We start from the raw sequence: 15,295 nt of genomic DNA on the forward strand, positions 1-15,295 counted from the left end.
TTGGGGTGAAAAAATATTTTTTTAATAAAGGTATCCAGGCTTAACATTGTGGCTTAATATACTGTGTGTGGATTAAAACAACATTAAATAAATGTAAAACCCAGTTCCTGAGAAGTAAGTTTAAAAATAAAACCATCTCACATATAATAATATTGTAAGTATTTACGAGATTTTATGCAAAAATATTTTTTATAACCAAAAATTAATGCTATTTTAGCAATACGGTCCCGGCAGTGCATCATCCTGGATTGGGAGTCCAGATTCTCCGTCTGCAGCAAGTGCGACGATAAATTTTATCCGAGTCATTTGTTTTACACCTTAAGAACATCTTCATAATATATTCTGTGGAGACGCTATACTAAACAAAATATAGTTTATTGAATATTTAATATTGGGAACTATGAAACGACCTCTCCTTGTCTTATTTATTATTACTTTATTAACAACCCTTGCACACGAAAGAGCGCAGGCCCAGCTGTTGAGCGACCAATCAAATATTGGTGCTATGGGTGGCCAGGTGCTTATAGGCTCTCAGGGCGTTGGGCTCGAAGGGCGTTATGGCTTTTCAGAAACCCTATCTGCAAGGATAGGTGGCAGTTTTTTGCCGGCTAGCGCCAATAATGTGTTTTCTATCGGTGGCTTTAAATCAAACACTGATGTTAGCGCCAAATTTTACAACGTGCATTTGCTGGCAGATTATATCCCGTCTGAAAACCTGCCATGGTTGCGTGTAGTAGGTGGCGCTGCCTATTTATATAAGGCACAAGGTAAAGTGGGTGTTATACCAACCGGTACTTACAAGGTTGCGAATTACAATATTAGCGCCGCCGAAATGGGTGATTTAAATATTGATGTAAGCTGGAAAGGGATTGCACCTTATTTAGGATTTGGTTTTTTACCCAGCTTTCCATCCCAAATGTTTAACATAAACTTCGATGTGGGCACTTATTATTTAAGCCAGCCCAAATCAACCATTATTGGCACCAAGCTTCTGTCAGACAACTATAAGCTGGAACCCCAGGTAAATAGCAACTTAAAAAGTTATCGTTGGCTACCTGTTTTACAGGTTAATTTCAATTTCAAAATTAATTAGCGAACCCTTAAAATCGCACAAATGAAAAAAATATTTAAACCCGCTTTATCTGCCATGTGCTTCGCGGTACTTTTATCGCTGGTTATATATGCCTGTAAAAAACCTACTGAGGGATTGGAATTAATTATTAAGACCGATGCATTATCCAAGTCGCCAACACTGATAGAATATGTAAACGCTAATCCTAGAGGGACTGCTATACCGGCTAAAATGGCGGTTACAATTACAGACCCATTGAAGGTTGTACAAGCTGAGGACGGCGCTACCACTATTTTTACAGCTTATAATGGATTACTGCCGCTAAGCCTTATCCGTACGGCAACCCCTTCTGTGGCAACACCGGTTAAATTTACAATAACGGCTGCCCCGGCAGGCTTTCTTTCGGTGGTAAGTACCATAAATATAACGAGCGATACCGCCGCGATAAATACTGTAGTACCATTGATAGAATATGCGCGCCCTCCTGCCGGTACCTCTGTTTTGGTAACCACAACAGCCTTAACGGGTGGTACATCCGGCTTACAAACATTAAATATACCTGCAACAGCACCAACCGAGGCTTGTACTATTACAATTGCAGCGGGCACACAGGTAAAAGATAAAAACGGATCTGTAATTAATGCAAACTCGCTGGTATCAAACATTGTGCATTTAGGTACAACCACACAAGATGCTTATAATGCTTTCCCCGGGGGCTTTAACCCATCAAACATTATCGGCCCCGATGGCAGCGCCATACCAAAGGGCGCTACATTTGTAACCGCTGGTTTGGTTTCAATAAGGATGCTTGCCGGTGGCACGAGCGGCACAGCAGTAAAAAGCTTTTCTAAACCGGTAACGGTTAACATGGGGATCAATCCTAAACTAATTAACCCTTTAACAGGTGTTTTGGTAAAAGTTGGTGATGTAATCCCGATTTGGAGCCTGGATGAAGATTCGGGCCAATGGACCTATGAGGCAACAGCAAAGGTTATAAAAAATGCAGATGGCAGTTTGGCCATTGTATTTTCGGTAAGCCACCTTTCTGCATGGAATGTAGACTGGTATGGTACGGCTTGCGGCTCGAGCCTGAGTGTTACTGTTAAGATATCGGGCCTGCCAACAGGTTTAGGCCTTGATGGCTATGAACTGTTTTTAGCAACAGCCAATGATCAGTATTTAGGCGGCCTATATACAGATAATTCCTGGTCGCATACGGTTACGTTGTACAATGGGTTTATGGCAACATTACCGGTTGTCCCTGCCAACCTTGGTAATGTTAAAATGGTAATTTATTCGCGACGCGGCGATCCTACATCCAAAATATCAGAGTCTGCTTTATTTAATCCATGCAGTACAAGTTCAATCCCGGTTTCCATGACTGCCCCTTTAATCCCCGATTTAATAAAATCTCACATTAACCTGGTGGCAAAATGTACAAGCAAGCAAATTGTGGCTTACCCAACCGCTTGGCTGGTTTTAAAAGATGTTACAGATCCAACTGCAGTTATAACTGCCAATGTGCATATGGTTAATGGAATAGTGGATGTAAAATTAATTAGCGGTCATACTTATACCCTGGGTACTGTTTATAACGGCAGAAGTTTTTCGTCGGGTAGCTTTAAGGTAGATAGAACATCAAACCCCCAAATCCCAAGTAGTACAGGTTTATCTGGTACTGCAGTATATGATGCTCCTAGCCAAACGCTTAACATCAATACCTTATTTACGTTAACTAGTTGCGGGTAAAGATTTTCAGATTAGTAATAATAATCAGCCGGGGTTAGTGATTTTTCCCCGGCTTTTTTGTGGGTTTAAAATAAATTGGCGACAAATTGTAAGTATTACCGGATTCGAAATTCGATCATAACCCTTAAAATCGTTACCAAAAACTCTTGTTTCTTGTTCTTGGCTCTTGATGCTAAAACACTAACTTTGCCCTCGCAAAAATCTATCAATCATGAGTTTCAGAATTGAACACGATACCATGGGCGAGGTACAAGTACCTGCCGATAAATACTGGGGCGCACAAACCGAGCGTTCCCGCAACAATTTTAAAATTGGCCCGGCGGCATCTATGCCCAAAGAAATTATAGAGGCATTTGCTTATTTAAAAAAGGCCGCTGCCTATACCAATACAGACCTGGGCGTATTACCTGCCGAAAAACGCGACTTAATTGCTGCCGTTTGCGACGAAATTTTAACCGGCGCGTTGGATGCCGAATTTCCGCTGGTGATCTGGCAAACAGGTTCGGGAACGCAATCAAACATGAACGTGAACGAGGTGGTTGCCAATCGCAGTCACGTATTGCAAGGTAATAAACTGGGCGAAGGCAAAACCTTCATCCACCCGAATGATGATGTCAATAAATCGCAATCATCAAACGACACCTACCCTACTGCGATGCACATTGCGGCATACAAAGTAGTGATGGAAACTACCATCCCCGGGGTTGAAAAATTGCGCGATGCGCTGAAAGAAAAATCTGAGGCATTTAAAAGTGTTGTGAAAATTGGCCGTACCCACCTCATGGATGCTACGCCGCTAACACTGGGCCAGGAGTTTTCAGGCTATGTATCACAATTAAACCACGGTTTAAAAGCATTAAGAAACACGTTAGATCACTTGAGCGAACTTGCCCTTGGCGGTACAGCTGTTGGTACAGGCATTAACACCCCGCAAGGTTATGATGTAAAAGTTGCCGAATACATTGCTCAGTTTACCGGCCTGCCATTTATTACTGCCGAAAATAAATTTGAAGCCCTTGCTGCCCATGACGCCATTGTGGAAACACACGGTGCACTAAAGCAAATAGCGGTTTCATTAATGAAAATAGCTAATGACATCCGTATGCTGGCTTCGGGCCCGCGCTCTGGTATCGGCGAAATTCATATTCCGGATAATGAGCCGGGTTCGTCAATTATGCCGGGTAAGGTTAACCCAACCCAAAACGAGGCCGTCACTATGGTAGCAGCACAAGTAATGGGTAATGATGTATCTATCTCTATCGGCGGCTCTAACGGCCATTACGAACTGAACGTGTTTAAACCCTTAATGGCAGCAAACTTCCTGCAATCGGCACGTTTAATTGGCGATGCCTGTGTGTCATTTACAGACCATTGCGCCATTGGTATTGAGCCAAACTACGACGGGATTAAAAAACACCTCGAAAATTCATTGATGCTGGTAACTGCGCTTAACCCGCATATTGGTTATGAAAACGCAGCTAAAATTGCCAAAACAGCACTAAAAGAAAACAAATCATTACGCGAAGCGGCTGTTGGCCTTGGCTTGTTAACCAACGAGCAGTTTGACCAATGGGTACGCCCAGAAGAAATGATTGGAAGTTTAAAATAAAAGCGCACCTAAATCCTCCCCTTCAGGGGAGGACTTTTTTATTTTATGGTTAAACACACCACCATCTTTCGTCCTTGCTCTTTCGTCTTTTTATCGAAGGCATCTTTACTGCTGATTGCAACTTTATGTCTGCTACTACCTGCCTGTACTTTTAACCCGGCATTGCAAGGCAAAGGGGTTGAGGCCTTACAAGGTGATTGGCAGCAGGATACAACAGCTTTGCAAAAGAAACTGGTAAGCTATACCCTGTATCATTATAAGTTTGACTGCGATTCGTTTTTTGTGCAAATAAAAACCTTTAGCAAGGTTAACTATGGCGATGATACCTGCATGCGCGCCGGCCACTGGGCCGAGTATGCTAAAGGTGCTTATGTGCTACGCCACGATACCCTGCGTTTGCAAGGCTTGTTTTGTACGGCCAACTATCAGTATAAAAACGAGGGCGGCTGTTTCCGGTCGGGGTATTATGACGAGCATTTTAAGATCGTAAAAAAAACTGGCGCAGCTTATCAATTTACAAGTACAGCCAGCGTTACGCCATTTACCATCCATTTAGAGAAAAAGAATACCTGTAATCCAAAAGCATTATAATATGAAAATTAATTTTCTGAAAAAGATAATCCTTGGCGCTGCCTTGCTTTATGCCCCCGCGCAAGTCGTGGCATGGGGTACACAAGGCCACCGTATAGCGGGGCAAATAGCAGATAGCTACCTGAGCCCAAAAGCGCACAAAGCGGTGCAGGAAATTTTAGGTAACGAGTCTGTTGCTATTACCAGTAACTGGGCCGATTTTATTAAGTCAGACCCATCATTCAGCTATCTGTATACCTGGCATTTTATTGATTTTGATAAGCCATATACCTATGATGAAATGGTTGCCTTTTTGCATACCGACAAAAATACCGATGCTTATACCAAGCTGGAGTTTATGATTGGCGAGTTGAAAAAGAAAGACCTGAGCAAAGAAAATAAGCTGCTTTACCTGCGTATGGTGATCCATATTGTAGAGGATATTCACCAGCCGCTGCATACCGGACACACTACAGATAAAGGAGGTAACGATATTAAAGTGAACTGGTTTAACGAACCTACCAACCTGCACTCGGTTTGGGATAGTAAGCTGATAGACTTTCAGCAATTAAGCTATACTGAGTATGCCACCATGATAAACCATACCACAACAGTACAGCGTGCAGCGTGGCAAAAAGAGCCGGTTAGTAAATGGATCTATGATTCGAGCACTTTGGCTGATAAGATATACAATGATGTAAAGCCGGAAGATACCCTGAACTACAAATATAATTTTAAATATATCTCGGTTGTAAACGAACAGTTACTTAAAGCTGGTGTACATTTAGCCGGTTTATTGAACCAAATATTTGCTTAATAATGTGCAAATGTGCGAATATGCAGATGTGCGAATGATTAATTCCATCTGCATATCTGCACATTTGTAATCTGCACATCTAAAAATATGAAAATCCTAATGGTTTGCCTGGGTAATATATGCCGTTCGCCGCTGGCAGAAGGCATTATGCAGCATCTGGCCGATGAACAGCACCTCGACTGGCAGATAGATTCTGCAGGTACCGGTAACTGGCATGTAGGGCAAGGGCCAGATCGCAGATCCACCCGTGTGGCCCGCGAGCGTGGTGTTGATATCAGTAAACAGGTTTGCCGCCAGTTTAACGTCTCGGATTTTGATGAGTTTGACCACATCCTGGTGATGGATAAAAACAACCTTGCTGATGTGTTGGCACTAGCACCTAATGTACAAGCTAAACAGAAAGTGAAACTATTATTGGGCGACAAAGAAGTGCCTGATCCTTACTTTGACGATAAGCTGTTTGAGCCGGTATTTGATTTAGTTGAGAATGGGTGTAAAGAATTTATCAAGCACATAATATAAAAAACTTGTCATTCTGACGAAGGAAGAATCTTCTTCGATTTGTAAAGCAGGCCAGCAGGGCGGAGGTGATATTTCGATGCCGCTTCAAAGATATTAAACATTGAAGGCGATCATTGATCGCCTTTTGTTTTGACGAATAGCGGTAAAAGCCTGTAATTTATAACGGCTGTACCGCTTGGTTTAAAGCCTGTTTTCAATAATACCCTTTGCGATAAAGCATTATCGATATTGGTAATGGCACATATATCTTTTAAGTTCAGTGTGTTTAAACCGTAATCGGCCGTGGCGCGTACCACTTCGGTGGCCAAACCCATACCCCAGTATTTATAATTAAGGCTGTAGCCAATTTCTATACCGCTTAAGCCTGGCCGGGCATCCAGCAGCATGCACATGCCTATAAAATCATTATCCTCCAGGTTAAATAGCGCCCATCTTCCCAACTCAGGTGTGTTTTTATAATCTATTAGCATTTGGGCAAAAAGATCGCGGGTTTCATCTACGGTACGGCGGGTAATGTAGCGGGCAATGCGCTCATCTGCGTTCATGGTAAGCAGGAGGTCTATCTCGTCTTCGGCAAACTGGCGAACCAGCACTCTGGGGGTTTGTAAAATAGTTTTCATGTTAGCATATAGAAACAGCATTAACCTACTAAATACCTTTATTTGCGCAAAAAAATTGCGGAGATAGGATTAGTGCTTCTCGAATATACAACCGTGTACTCATATCTTTTTAACTTTCTGCAATTTATACTCCTTATAAAGCATTGCCAATGAGGGGACATTAAGGAGATGCAGCCTATATTACACATCGCCAACAAACCTATCTCAAACATTTACCCGATTACTATACCAATTTTTTACCTTTGCCGAATGGCCGCTATTAAACCATCTGTACCCAAAGGAACCCGTGACTTCTCGCCCGCCGAAATGGTGAAGCGTAATTATATCTTCGATACCATTAAAAGTGTGTTCCGCAAGTATGGTTACCAACAGATAGAAACGCCTACCATGGAGAATTTATCAACCCTTACCGGTAAGTATGGCGATGAAGGTGATAAGCTAATTTTTAAGGTTTTGAATAGCGGCGATTATTTAAATAAAGCAGATGAACCGGCATTAACAGCCCGGAACTCCAATCAACTGACTTCTTCCATCTCAGAAAAAGCCCTCCGTTATGATCTAACCGTTCCCTTTGCCCGTTACGTAGTAATGCACCAGAATGAGGTCACGATGCCTTTCAAACGTTTCCAGGTGCAACCGGTTTGGCGTGCCGACCGACCTCAGAAAGGGCGTTACCGCGAGTTTTACCAGTGCGATGCCGATGTGGTGGGGTCTGATTCGTTATTGAACGAGGCCGAGTTTATCATGATCTATGACGAAGCCCTGTCTAACTTAGGGTTAAAGGATTTTACCATCAAGATCAATAACCGTAAAATACTCTCGGGCATAGCCGAAATTATCGGTAAGCCCGAGCTGATTATCGACATGACCGTGGCTATTGATAAGCTGGATAAGATCGGCCTGAACGGTGTAGTGAATGAACTCCTGACTAAAGGCTTTGTACAGGAAGACATAGATAAACTAGAGCCGATCATTTTATTAGAAGGCACCAATTACGAAAAGCTGCACAAGCTCCGCACCGTATTGGCTGATTCTGCAATCGGCTTAAAAGGCTGCCATGAACTGGAAGAGATCTTCGAATACATTAACAATTGCAAACTGCACCGCGCCACTTTAGAGCTGGATATTACCTTGGCCCGCGGACTAAATTATTATACGGGAGCTATCTTCGAGGTAAAAACTAATGAAGCCGCTATGGGCAGCATTGGCGGCGGCGGCCGTTATGACGACCTGACAGGCATGTTCGGCCTTAAAGGCTTAACCGGTGCCGGCATCTCTTTCGGTGCCGACCGGATCTACGACGTTTTAGAGGAATTAAATCTATTCCCCGAAGGCAGCAACCAAACCACCAAAGTATTGATTTGTACGTTTGATAAGGGTGGTGAGATCTACGGTTTGCCCCTGTTGCAGCACCTCCGTGCCGAAGGTGTGAATGCCGAACTTTACCCATCGGGTACCAAAATCAAGAAACAATTCGACTACGCTAATAATAAGAACATCCCCTACGTAATTGTAATTGGCAGCGATGAAATAGAAAGCGGGCATTTAACTTTTAAAAACATGGCCACTGGTGAGCAGGAGAAATTAACCACTAATCAGATTTTAGCAAAAGTTAGGTAAAGGCTGTAAAATATTTGTCATCCTGAACGATAGTGAAGGATCTTCTTCGCCCTGTATAGCCGCTATGCACGTTTGAGAAGATTCTTCACTATCGTTCAGAATGACATAACGAATTAAACTCCTTCGCTACCGCCGGTTCCAAAACTGTGGTAGGCATGGCATATTGGGGAACTATATATTTCCCAACAACGCTTCCAAAAACCGCCCTTCAACTTCTACATGCGGTATATGCAAGCAATTATCAACAATGTAAAGGCAAACAGGATGAGTAACTTACGCATATCAATTATACATCGGCATGTTGCAATTGTTTAGTGAGACGATAAATCTGTCATAATGGAAACAAATAAACTATCGGCAGCGACGTATATTTGCAAACTATGACACCTGCTGAAACCAATAAAAGATGGGCCGAACTGCAAAAACGCATTTCTGAAGACTTTGATACCGATATCCCCGATATTAAGGTAATGTTGTTTTTAATTGGCGTGCAGGAACTGGGCCAGGGCCCTAAGAAATTTAGCAAAAGGCAAAAGGAAGAACTGATGCATATTGCCACCTGCAAGCTGCTGAGCAAGATGGGTTTTTACGAACTCGAAGCTTTAGACCAGGATGGCTGGCCACACTGGAAACTGGTAAATGTGATACCAAATTATGCCATGATGGAGCAGGAGATGCTGATGAAATCATTAGTAATTGATTATTTTGACGATATGGAAAATAATGAAATATGAAGAAACACATACTTTTAATTTTATTGCTTTTTGTAGCTGCCACAGGTTTTGCCAAGGGGCCTAAAAACCAGTATGTGCGTATTACAACCAGCTATGGCGAGGTAATTATTCGCCTATACAACACAACGCCTTTGCACCGCGACAACTTTATTAAGCTGGCTAAGCAAGGGTTTTATAACGGCACGCTATTTCACCGGGTGATTCAAAACTTTATGATCCAGGGGGGTGATCCGGATTCTAAAACGGCAAAAGCCGGCCAGGAGCTGGGCGACGGCGATTTAAAATATACCGTACCGGCAGAGTTTAGGGACAGCCTGTTTCATAAACGAGGTGTGCTGGCCGCTGCACGGGATGATAACCCGGCCAAGGCTTCAAGCGCCTGCCAGTTTTATATTGTAGAAGGCAAACGCTGGACTGATGGCAAGCTAGACACATTGGAGAACACCCGCCTAAAGGGGCGCAAAATCCCGGTATGGCAGCGCGAGTGGTACAAAACTGTTGGCGGCGTACCTCACCTCGACCAAAACTACACCGTATACGGCGAAGTGGTAAGCGGCATTGACATGGTTGACCGTATTGCTGCCGTAAAAAAAGATGCGAAAGACCGCCCGCTGGACAATGTACCGATGACGGTTATCCTGCTCAGCAAAAGAGAATGTAAGCAAATGGATAAGCTAATTGCGCCATCAGCATCGTTGCCGCAGAGTGAGGCGGCTGTTAAATAAAATAAGCATTAATTACACGAATGCAATCGAATGTCACTAATTCGTGTAATTGGATTCAAATAGCGCACTTCGTGATCTCATTATGAAAATCATTACTTATAACGTAAACGGCATTCGTTCTGCCATTAGTAAAGACTGGCTGGCCTGGTTACAGGCTACCGACGCTGACGTGGTTTGTTTACAGGAAATTAAGGCTACGCCCGATGTGCTGACCGACTTGCACCTGGTAGAGGCTTTGGGCTATCAGCATTACTGGTACCCGGCCGAAAAGAAAGGCTATAGCGGCACAGCAATATTTACCAAACATTCGCCCAAACATGTGGAGTATGGTTGCGGGATCAGCGATTTTGACCGGGAAGGCCGCTGTATCCGGGTTGATTTTGAGGAACTGTCAGTAATGAGTGTTTATTTCCCATCAGGCTCGAGTGGTGATGAGCGCCAGGTTTTTAAATACCGTTTTCTGGATGAATTTGGTGCGTACCTTAGTCAGGTAAAAGAGGCTTACCCTAAGCTGGTGGTGTGTGGCGATTATAACATTTGCCATAAACCTATCGATATCCACAACCCAAAAGCAAACGCCAATTCATCCGGCTTTTTGCCCGAAGAACGTGCCTGGATGGATAAATTAGTTGAATCTGGTTTTATAGATACTTTCCGCCATTTAAATCCCGAACCGCATAATTACAGCTGGTGGAGTTTCAGGGCTAATTCAAGAGCTAAGAACCTCGGCTGGCGTATCGATTACAACATGGTTACCAAGCCACTGGAAAGCCACATTAAAAGGGCTGCCATACTGCCCGAAGCACGGCACTCTGACCATTGCCCTGTGATGTTGGAATTGGATTTGTAAAAAAATTTCAGTTAGATGCGATTTTTTATATTTTTGCCATCCGTTTGCGAGGGCTGTGTTTAAGCTATACGCAAATTTTTATTGAAAAGTATAAAAGCCTCCTTAGCTCAGCTGGTAGAGCAACTGACTTGTAATCAGTAGGTCATTGGTTCGATCCCGATAGGAGGCTCTTTTTATTCTCACCTAATCTCTCCCATTATATTAAAATTATAGATACTAGCAGGTGTAATGCATTGGTGCATTTTGATGTCGAACTCGTTTAAATCGTTAATTTCATCAACAGGTTCAAACAATGATAGCCCAACAAACTGCGTACCTGGCTTGCAGTTAATCATAAAACGATCATAAAAACCCTTACCATAACCAACCCGGTAGCCAGCCTTATCAAAAGCTAATAGCGGGATCAAAATCAAATCAATTTCAATTGGCTCTACCTTGTTACCGCTGCTAGGTTCGGGAATATCAAAGCCATTATTTTCGAGTATTAAATCTTCATCGTCAACAAAGCTTTGCATAGTATAGTCGGCAAAGTTGGTTTTAGGGTATACGATTTTGATTTCAGGATAATTAGCTTTCAACCAATCGCGAATTAGCAAAGTATCCGGCTCCCTTCGTTTGTGGATAGGCAAAAACATGTGCAGGCATTTGATGCCCGTAAGATTCAACTGTTGAAATTGCAGAAGTAGCTGTAGGCATAGCTTGTTATACTCAGCTCCAGAAAGTTGGTTACGCTTTTCGATAAATAGCTTACGGATCGAATCTTTAGTCATAACGGTTTTTGATCCGTCATTGCGAGGTACGAAGCAATCCCCGACCTACAGAGCCGCTCTGCTTATTAGGGATTGCTTCGTACCTCGCAATGACGATTCTTTTAATATAAACAAAAACCGCCTCATAAGTAATTATGAGACGGCCTTTTATAAATCACAATACTTATCAATTACGCTTTTACACGCTCAACATAAGCGCCGGTTGCGGTATCAACTTTAACTTTATCGCCAATATTGATAAATAATGGTACGCGGATCTCTGCCCCTGTCTCTACAGTGGCAGATTTTAGCGCACTTGTTGAAGTATCTCCCTTAACGGCGGGCTCTGTATAGGTAATCTCCAATTCTGCCGACGCAGGCGCTTTGGCCATAATAGGCTCGTCGCTTTCAAAGGCTACTACTACGTTCATGCCTTCTTTTAAAAACTTAACACCGTTGCCAAATAAAAATTTAGGCACGTTATGCTGCTCGTAAGTGGCATTGTCCATAATTACCAGGTCATTACCATCTTCATACAAATACTGGTAATCACTGGTTTCTACGCGGGCAATGGTCACCTCTTCATCTGTACGGAAACGGTACTCTACCAATTTGCCGCTTTTTACGTTACGCATGCGGGCCTGGTAAAAGGCACGCAGGTTACCTGGTGTACGGTGTAAAAACTCCTCTACCTGCACTAACTCTCCGTTAAAACGAAGAATATTGCCACTTTTTATTTCTGATGCTTTTGACATAATTTAAATTGGACCACAAAATTATACAGTTAACCGCAAAATATCAAGCAGTTATTGTATGCTAACCGGGTCTCCTTCGGTATTTAGTTCAATAATATCATAGCCCAGTTTTTGCAGGCCGGGTAAAATGGCGGCTTTATCGCCCACCAGCAAAATGTTTATTTGCCCGGGTTTAAGCCAGGTATTAGCTGTCGCTTTTAATTGTGCTGCAGTAATAGTGGCAATTAATTGGTTTTGGGTATCTACATAATTTGCAGGCAAATTGTAGTCTAGTATCCGGGCAACAAAACGGGCTTTTTGTGCGCCTGTTTCATAGCGCAAGGCATCGCCTTGGCTAATTGCTTTTTTCATGTTGGCTATCTCGGCTGCAGTTGGCCCGTTTTGGCTATAATCGGTTAATTCTTTCATCAGTGATACCAAAGCACTGTCGGTAGCATTGGCGCGGATGCCGGATGAGAAATAGTAATCTGTCGAATATTTATCGCCCGAAACTCGGGTACTTGCACCGTAGGTCCAGCCCTTGGTTTCGCGCAGGTAGGTGTTAACACGACTGGTAAAATCGCCGCCAAGCGGATAGTTTGCCAGGTACAACTTGTAATAATCGCCGGTTGGGTCATATTTTAAAGAGGTGCCATAACCCACCCTAAACTCGGTTTGTGCCGCTTTTGGCACGTCAATTAAATAGATTTTGGTTTTGGTAACCGCAATGGCCGGTGCCGGTGCAGTAAGCGTGATCGCTTTTTTAGGCAGCTTATTTAAAAACCCAAGTTGGGGTAAAAGTTCAGCTTCGGTAATGTCACCTACCACAACCACTTTGGCACCGTTTGCAGTAATGTTATTATTGTAGTAAGCCTGTATATCGGCTAATGTGATATTTTTAACCGTTTGTTCGCTACCCGTTGCCTGGTTGCCTAAAACATTGGTTGCGCCATAGTTTAACTTGGCAAATGCTGCCGTGGCGATAGATGCCGGCTGCGATTTTTGAAGTTTGAACGATTCGAGCGTTTGTTTTTTATCGCGGCTAAAAGCGGCTTCTGTAAACAACGGATTCAGTAAGCGCTCTTGCAGCAAGGCCATGGTTTTGCTGAAATTGTTTTTGAGCGATTGTACCGAAAATACAATACCATCAATATCGCCGCTAACGCGGATACTGCTGCCCAGCTTTTGTAGCTCGATCCCAAATTTTTCTGCTGTGTAATTTTTAGTATCTTCCTGCATCATGGTGGCAAAAAGGCTGGTAATACCCGCTTTGCTTAAATCGCCGGATTCTAACAAACGCCCACCCGGAACAGTTAAGTTTAGGGTGATTAATGGGACCTCGGTATTTTGCACGCCGATAATTTTAGCGCCGGATGGCAGCTCTTTTTTATAGAATGGCGGGGCTTTAGTAACCGGCGTTGCGCCTAACGGGGGAGCCGTTTGGCGGTTAAAATTATCAACCGCTTTGGTGTACTTTAAGCCTGCATAACCATAGTTGGGTTTGTTGTAATGGGTAGAGTCTATTTTATAATTGTCTGCATGGGCAATTAATTGCTCCTGCCCTTTGGTTAATACGCTAAGTACAACAGCACCTTTACCCTTTATGTATTTGTGAAAAGCGTTCATTACATCTGCCTTGGTAAGCGAGGTGTACTCTTTTAATAGTTCGGCTGTTTTATTGGGGTTGCCGGTGTAGGTTTGAAACTCGGCCAATTGTGATACCTTGCCCGATACACTTTGCAGGCTGGTAATAAAGCCCGACTCGATACCGCCTTTAAATTTTTGAAGGTCATCATCTGTAACGCCGCGTTTCTCGAGCGAATCAAGCGAGGCCATGTAAAGCTGCTCCATATCTGCCAGGGTTTTGCCTGGCAATGGCACCAGACGAATTGTAAACTCTCCGGCCAGTTCTGATGCCTGGCTGGATGCTGATGCTTGTAAGGCCAGTTGTTTTTTAACCAGGTTTTGATATAAAATGGAGTTTTTACCCTGCCCTAATATTTCGGCAAGGCAATCAAGCGCGGGTACATCTTTGGTATAATCTGGTACGGTTGGGTAATCGATCACCAGCATGGGCAACTTGGCATAATTGTCTGTGTATGATGCATATCTGTTGGCGGTTAAACTAACCGGATCAACTTTAACGGGCTGTACTGCGGGGCAACGCGGGATGGCATCGAAATATTTCTCTACCATTTTTAATGTAGTGGCAGGATTAAAATCGCCTCCAATGGTAAGGGTTGCGTTATTTGGGCCGTACCACCGTAAAAAGAAATTCTTTAAGTCATTAACATACTGCGGTTCAAATCTTCGATATAGCCAATTGTTAACCACGAATAGGGATGGCCACAAGGGTATAGGTTTTTACTGGCATACTCTGAAGCCAGGCCATAAGGCCGGTTATCATAATTTTGGCCGCGTTCATTTTTAACGGTGGCGCGTTGCACTTCAAAGCGGTCTTGTGTAACTTGGCCTAATAAAAAGCCCATCCGGTCTGCTTCCAGCCAGATCATGTTTTCTAGTAAGTTATTGGGAACGGTTTCGTAATAATTTGTGCGGTCGCGATTGGTAGAACCATTGTTGGTACCGCCATTGCCAATGGTAATCTTGTCATGTACCCCTTTCGGCGCATCGTCAGATCCTTCAAACATCATGTGTTCAAAGAAGTGGGCAAAGCCCGATTTGCCGATCTCTTCGCGAGCCGAACCTACGTGGTAGGTTACATCCACATGCACTAATGGGTCCGAGTGGTCTTCGGCAAGGATAAGCGTTAGCCCGTTGGGTAATACGTACTTTTCGTAAGGTATTACAATTTCGTTGCCTTTTTTGGTTACTTTTTCAACCAGCTTTGCCTGGCCTAATGCGGTACCGGCAATGGCAATAGCCGACACTAAGGTGAGTACGTGTTTATTCATTTAAAAGCA

15 protein-coding genes and 1 tRNA gene are annotated in these 15,295 nt (G+C 43.3%); 11 read left to right on the plus strand and 5 right to left on the minus strand.

The window, feature by feature from the left end:
• Positions 1-400 precede the first annotated feature (400 nt).
• From RG47T_RS22045 to RG47T_RS22070, 6 genes are all read left to right on the plus strand, one after another.
• On the plus strand, positions 401-1,093 hold the full coding sequence (locus RG47T_RS22045) for a hypothetical protein (protein ID WP_083627494.1): 693 nt from the start codon (positions 401-403) through the stop codon (positions 1,091-1,093).
• Between the two features lie 21 nt (positions 1,094-1,114).
• Positions 1,115-2,821 carry a hypothetical protein gene (locus tag RG47T_RS22050; protein WP_074491815.1) on the plus strand — a complete coding sequence of 569 codons (1,707 nt, stop codon included), beginning with the start codon at positions 1,115-1,117 and terminating at the stop codon, positions 2,819-2,821.
• 211 nt (positions 2,822-3,032) lie between these two features.
• Positions 3,033-4,430, plus strand: coding sequence for a class II fumarate hydratase (gene fumC, locus RG47T_RS22055; protein WP_074491817.1), 1,398 nt, complete (start codon positions 3,033-3,035; stop codon positions 4,428-4,430).
• Positions 4,431-4,475: 45 nt separating this feature from the next.
• Positions 4,476-5,021, plus strand: coding sequence for a hypothetical protein (locus RG47T_RS22060; protein WP_083627495.1), 546 nt, complete (start codon positions 4,476-4,478; stop codon positions 5,019-5,021).
• 1 nt (position 5,022) lies between these two features.
• Positions 5,023-5,817, plus strand: a complete 795-nt coding sequence (locus RG47T_RS22065; RefSeq protein ID WP_074491819.1) for a S1/P1 nuclease — start codon at positions 5,023-5,025, stop codon at positions 5,815-5,817.
• An 87-nt stretch (positions 5,818-5,904) separates the two neighbouring features.
• Positions 5,905-6,339: a low molecular weight protein-tyrosine-phosphatase gene (locus tag RG47T_RS22070; RefSeq protein ID WP_074491822.1), complete on the plus strand. Its 435-nt coding sequence runs from the start codon at positions 5,905-5,907 to the stop codon at positions 6,337-6,339.
• Positions 6,340-6,449: 110 nt separating this feature from the next.
• Here the strand turns inward: RG47T_RS22070 and RG47T_RS22075 are convergent, their stop codons facing one another.
• Positions 6,450-6,959: a GNAT family N-acetyltransferase gene (locus tag RG47T_RS22075; protein WP_171972579.1), complete on the minus strand. Its 510-nt coding sequence runs from the start codon at positions 6,957-6,959 to the stop codon at positions 6,450-6,452.
• Positions 6,960-7,208: 249 nt separating this feature from the next.
• Here RG47T_RS22075 and hisS point away from each other — a divergent pair, with 249 nt between their 5' ends.
• The 5 genes from hisS (at position 7,209) to RG47T_RS22100 (ending at position 11,057) form a co-directional block, all read left to right on the plus strand.
• On the plus strand, positions 7,209-8,579 hold the full coding sequence (hisS, locus tag RG47T_RS22080; RefSeq protein WP_074491826.1) for a histidine--tRNA ligase: 1,371 nt from the start codon (positions 7,209-7,211) through the stop codon (positions 8,577-8,579).
• Between the two features lie 380 nt (positions 8,580-8,959).
• Positions 8,960-9,313, plus strand: a complete 354-nt coding sequence (locus RG47T_RS22085; RefSeq protein WP_074491829.1) for a hypothetical protein — start codon at positions 8,960-8,962, stop codon at positions 9,311-9,313.
• A complete protein-coding gene (locus RG47T_RS22090; RefSeq protein WP_074491830.1) occupies positions 9,310-10,038 on the plus strand; it encodes a peptidylprolyl isomerase in 729 nt (242 codons plus the stop codon). Before RG47T_RS22085 ends, RG47T_RS22090 begins: the two co-directional genes overlap by 4 nt.
• 82 nt (positions 10,039-10,120) lie before the next feature.
• Positions 10,121-10,888 (plus strand): exodeoxyribonuclease III, encoded by a 768-nt coding sequence (locus tag RG47T_RS22095; RefSeq protein ID WP_074491832.1) that lies wholly within the window; start codon positions 10,121-10,123, stop codon positions 10,886-10,888.
• Positions 10,889-10,984: 96 nt separating this feature from the next.
• Positions 10,985-11,057, plus strand: a tRNA-Thr gene (locus RG47T_RS22100).
• A 10-nt stretch (positions 11,058-11,067) separates the two neighbouring features.
• On the opposite strand, the gene RG47T_RS22105 is transcribed toward RG47T_RS22100, so the two are convergent.
• From RG47T_RS22105 to RG47T_RS26495, 4 genes are all read right to left on the minus strand, one after another.
• Positions 11,068-11,658 (minus strand): 5-formyltetrahydrofolate cyclo-ligase, encoded by a 591-nt coding sequence (locus RG47T_RS22105; RefSeq protein WP_074491834.1) that lies wholly within the window; start codon positions 11,656-11,658, stop codon positions 11,068-11,070.
• A 170-nt stretch (positions 11,659-11,828) separates the two neighbouring features.
• The gene (gene efp, locus RG47T_RS22110; RefSeq protein ID WP_074491836.1) at positions 11,829-12,392 is read right to left on the minus strand and encodes an elongation factor P; all 564 of its coding nucleotides are present in this window, start codon (positions 12,390-12,392) and stop codon (positions 11,829-11,831) included.
• Between the two features lie 51 nt (positions 12,393-12,443).
• Positions 12,444-14,705 carry a M16 family metallopeptidase gene (locus RG47T_RS22115; protein WP_245770830.1) on the minus strand — a complete coding sequence of 754 codons (2,262 nt, stop codon included), beginning with the start codon at positions 14,703-14,705 and terminating at the stop codon, positions 12,444-12,446.
• Positions 14,651-15,286 carry a M16 family metallopeptidase gene (locus RG47T_RS26495; RefSeq protein WP_216351091.1) on the minus strand — a complete coding sequence of 212 codons (636 nt, stop codon included), beginning with the start codon at positions 15,284-15,286 and terminating at the stop codon, positions 14,651-14,653. Before RG47T_RS26495 ends, RG47T_RS22115 begins: the two co-directional genes overlap by 55 nt.
• Positions 15,287-15,295: the final 9 nt, after the last annotated feature.

Origin of the sequence: Mucilaginibacter polytrichastri (assembly GCF_001911425.1) — a bacterium.
Taxonomy (GTDB): Bacteria; Bacteroidota; Bacteroidia; order Sphingobacteriales; family Sphingobacteriaceae; genus Mucilaginibacter; species Mucilaginibacter polytrichastri.

What these genes read in the sequence shown, in the direction of transcription:
- RG47T_RS22045 (WP_083627494.1), top strand. Translation starts at nt 401, where the DNA reads ATGAAACGACCTCTCCTTGTCTTATTTATTATTACTTTATTAACAACC.
- RG47T_RS22050 (WP_074491815.1), top strand. Translation starts at nt 1,115, where the DNA reads ATGAAAAAAATATTTAAACCCGCTTTATCTGCCATGTGCTTCGCGGTA.
- fumC (WP_074491817.1), top strand. Translation starts at nt 3,033, where the DNA reads ATGAGTTTCAGAATTGAACACGATACCATGGGCGAGGTACAAGTACCT.
- RG47T_RS22060 (WP_083627495.1), top strand. Translation starts at nt 4,476, where the DNA reads ATGGTTAAACACACCACCATCTTTCGTCCTTGCTCTTTCGTCTTTTTA.
- RG47T_RS22065 (WP_074491819.1), top strand. Translation starts at nt 5,023, where the DNA reads ATGAAAATTAATTTTCTGAAAAAGATAATCCTTGGCGCTGCCTTGCTT.
- RG47T_RS22070 (WP_074491822.1), top strand. Translation starts at nt 5,905, where the DNA reads ATGAAAATCCTAATGGTTTGCCTGGGTAATATATGCCGTTCGCCGCTG.
- RG47T_RS22075 (WP_171972579.1), bottom strand. Translation starts at nt 6,959, where the DNA reads ATGAAAACTATTTTACAAACCCCCAGAGTGCTGGTTCGCCAGTTTGCC.
- hisS (WP_074491826.1), top strand. Translation starts at nt 7,209, where the DNA reads ATGGCCGCTATTAAACCATCTGTACCCAAAGGAACCCGTGACTTCTCG.
- RG47T_RS22085 (WP_074491829.1), top strand. Translation starts at nt 8,960, where the DNA reads ATGACACCTGCTGAAACCAATAAAAGATGGGCCGAACTGCAAAAACGC.
- RG47T_RS22090 (WP_074491830.1), top strand. Translation starts at nt 9,310, where the DNA reads ATGAAGAAACACATACTTTTAATTTTATTGCTTTTTGTAGCTGCCACA.
- RG47T_RS22095 (WP_074491832.1), top strand. Translation starts at nt 10,121, where the DNA reads ATGAAAATCATTACTTATAACGTAAACGGCATTCGTTCTGCCATTAGT.
- RG47T_RS22105 (WP_074491834.1), bottom strand. Translation starts at nt 11,658, where the DNA reads ATGACTAAAGATTCGATCCGTAAGCTATTTATCGAAAAGCGTAACCAA.
- efp (WP_074491836.1), bottom strand. Translation starts at nt 12,392, where the DNA reads ATGTCAAAAGCATCAGAAATAAAAAGTGGCAATATTCTTCGTTTTAAC.
- RG47T_RS26495 (WP_216351091.1), bottom strand. Translation starts at nt 15,286, where the DNA reads ATGAATAAACACGTACTCACCTTAGTGTCGGCTATTGCCATTGCCGGT.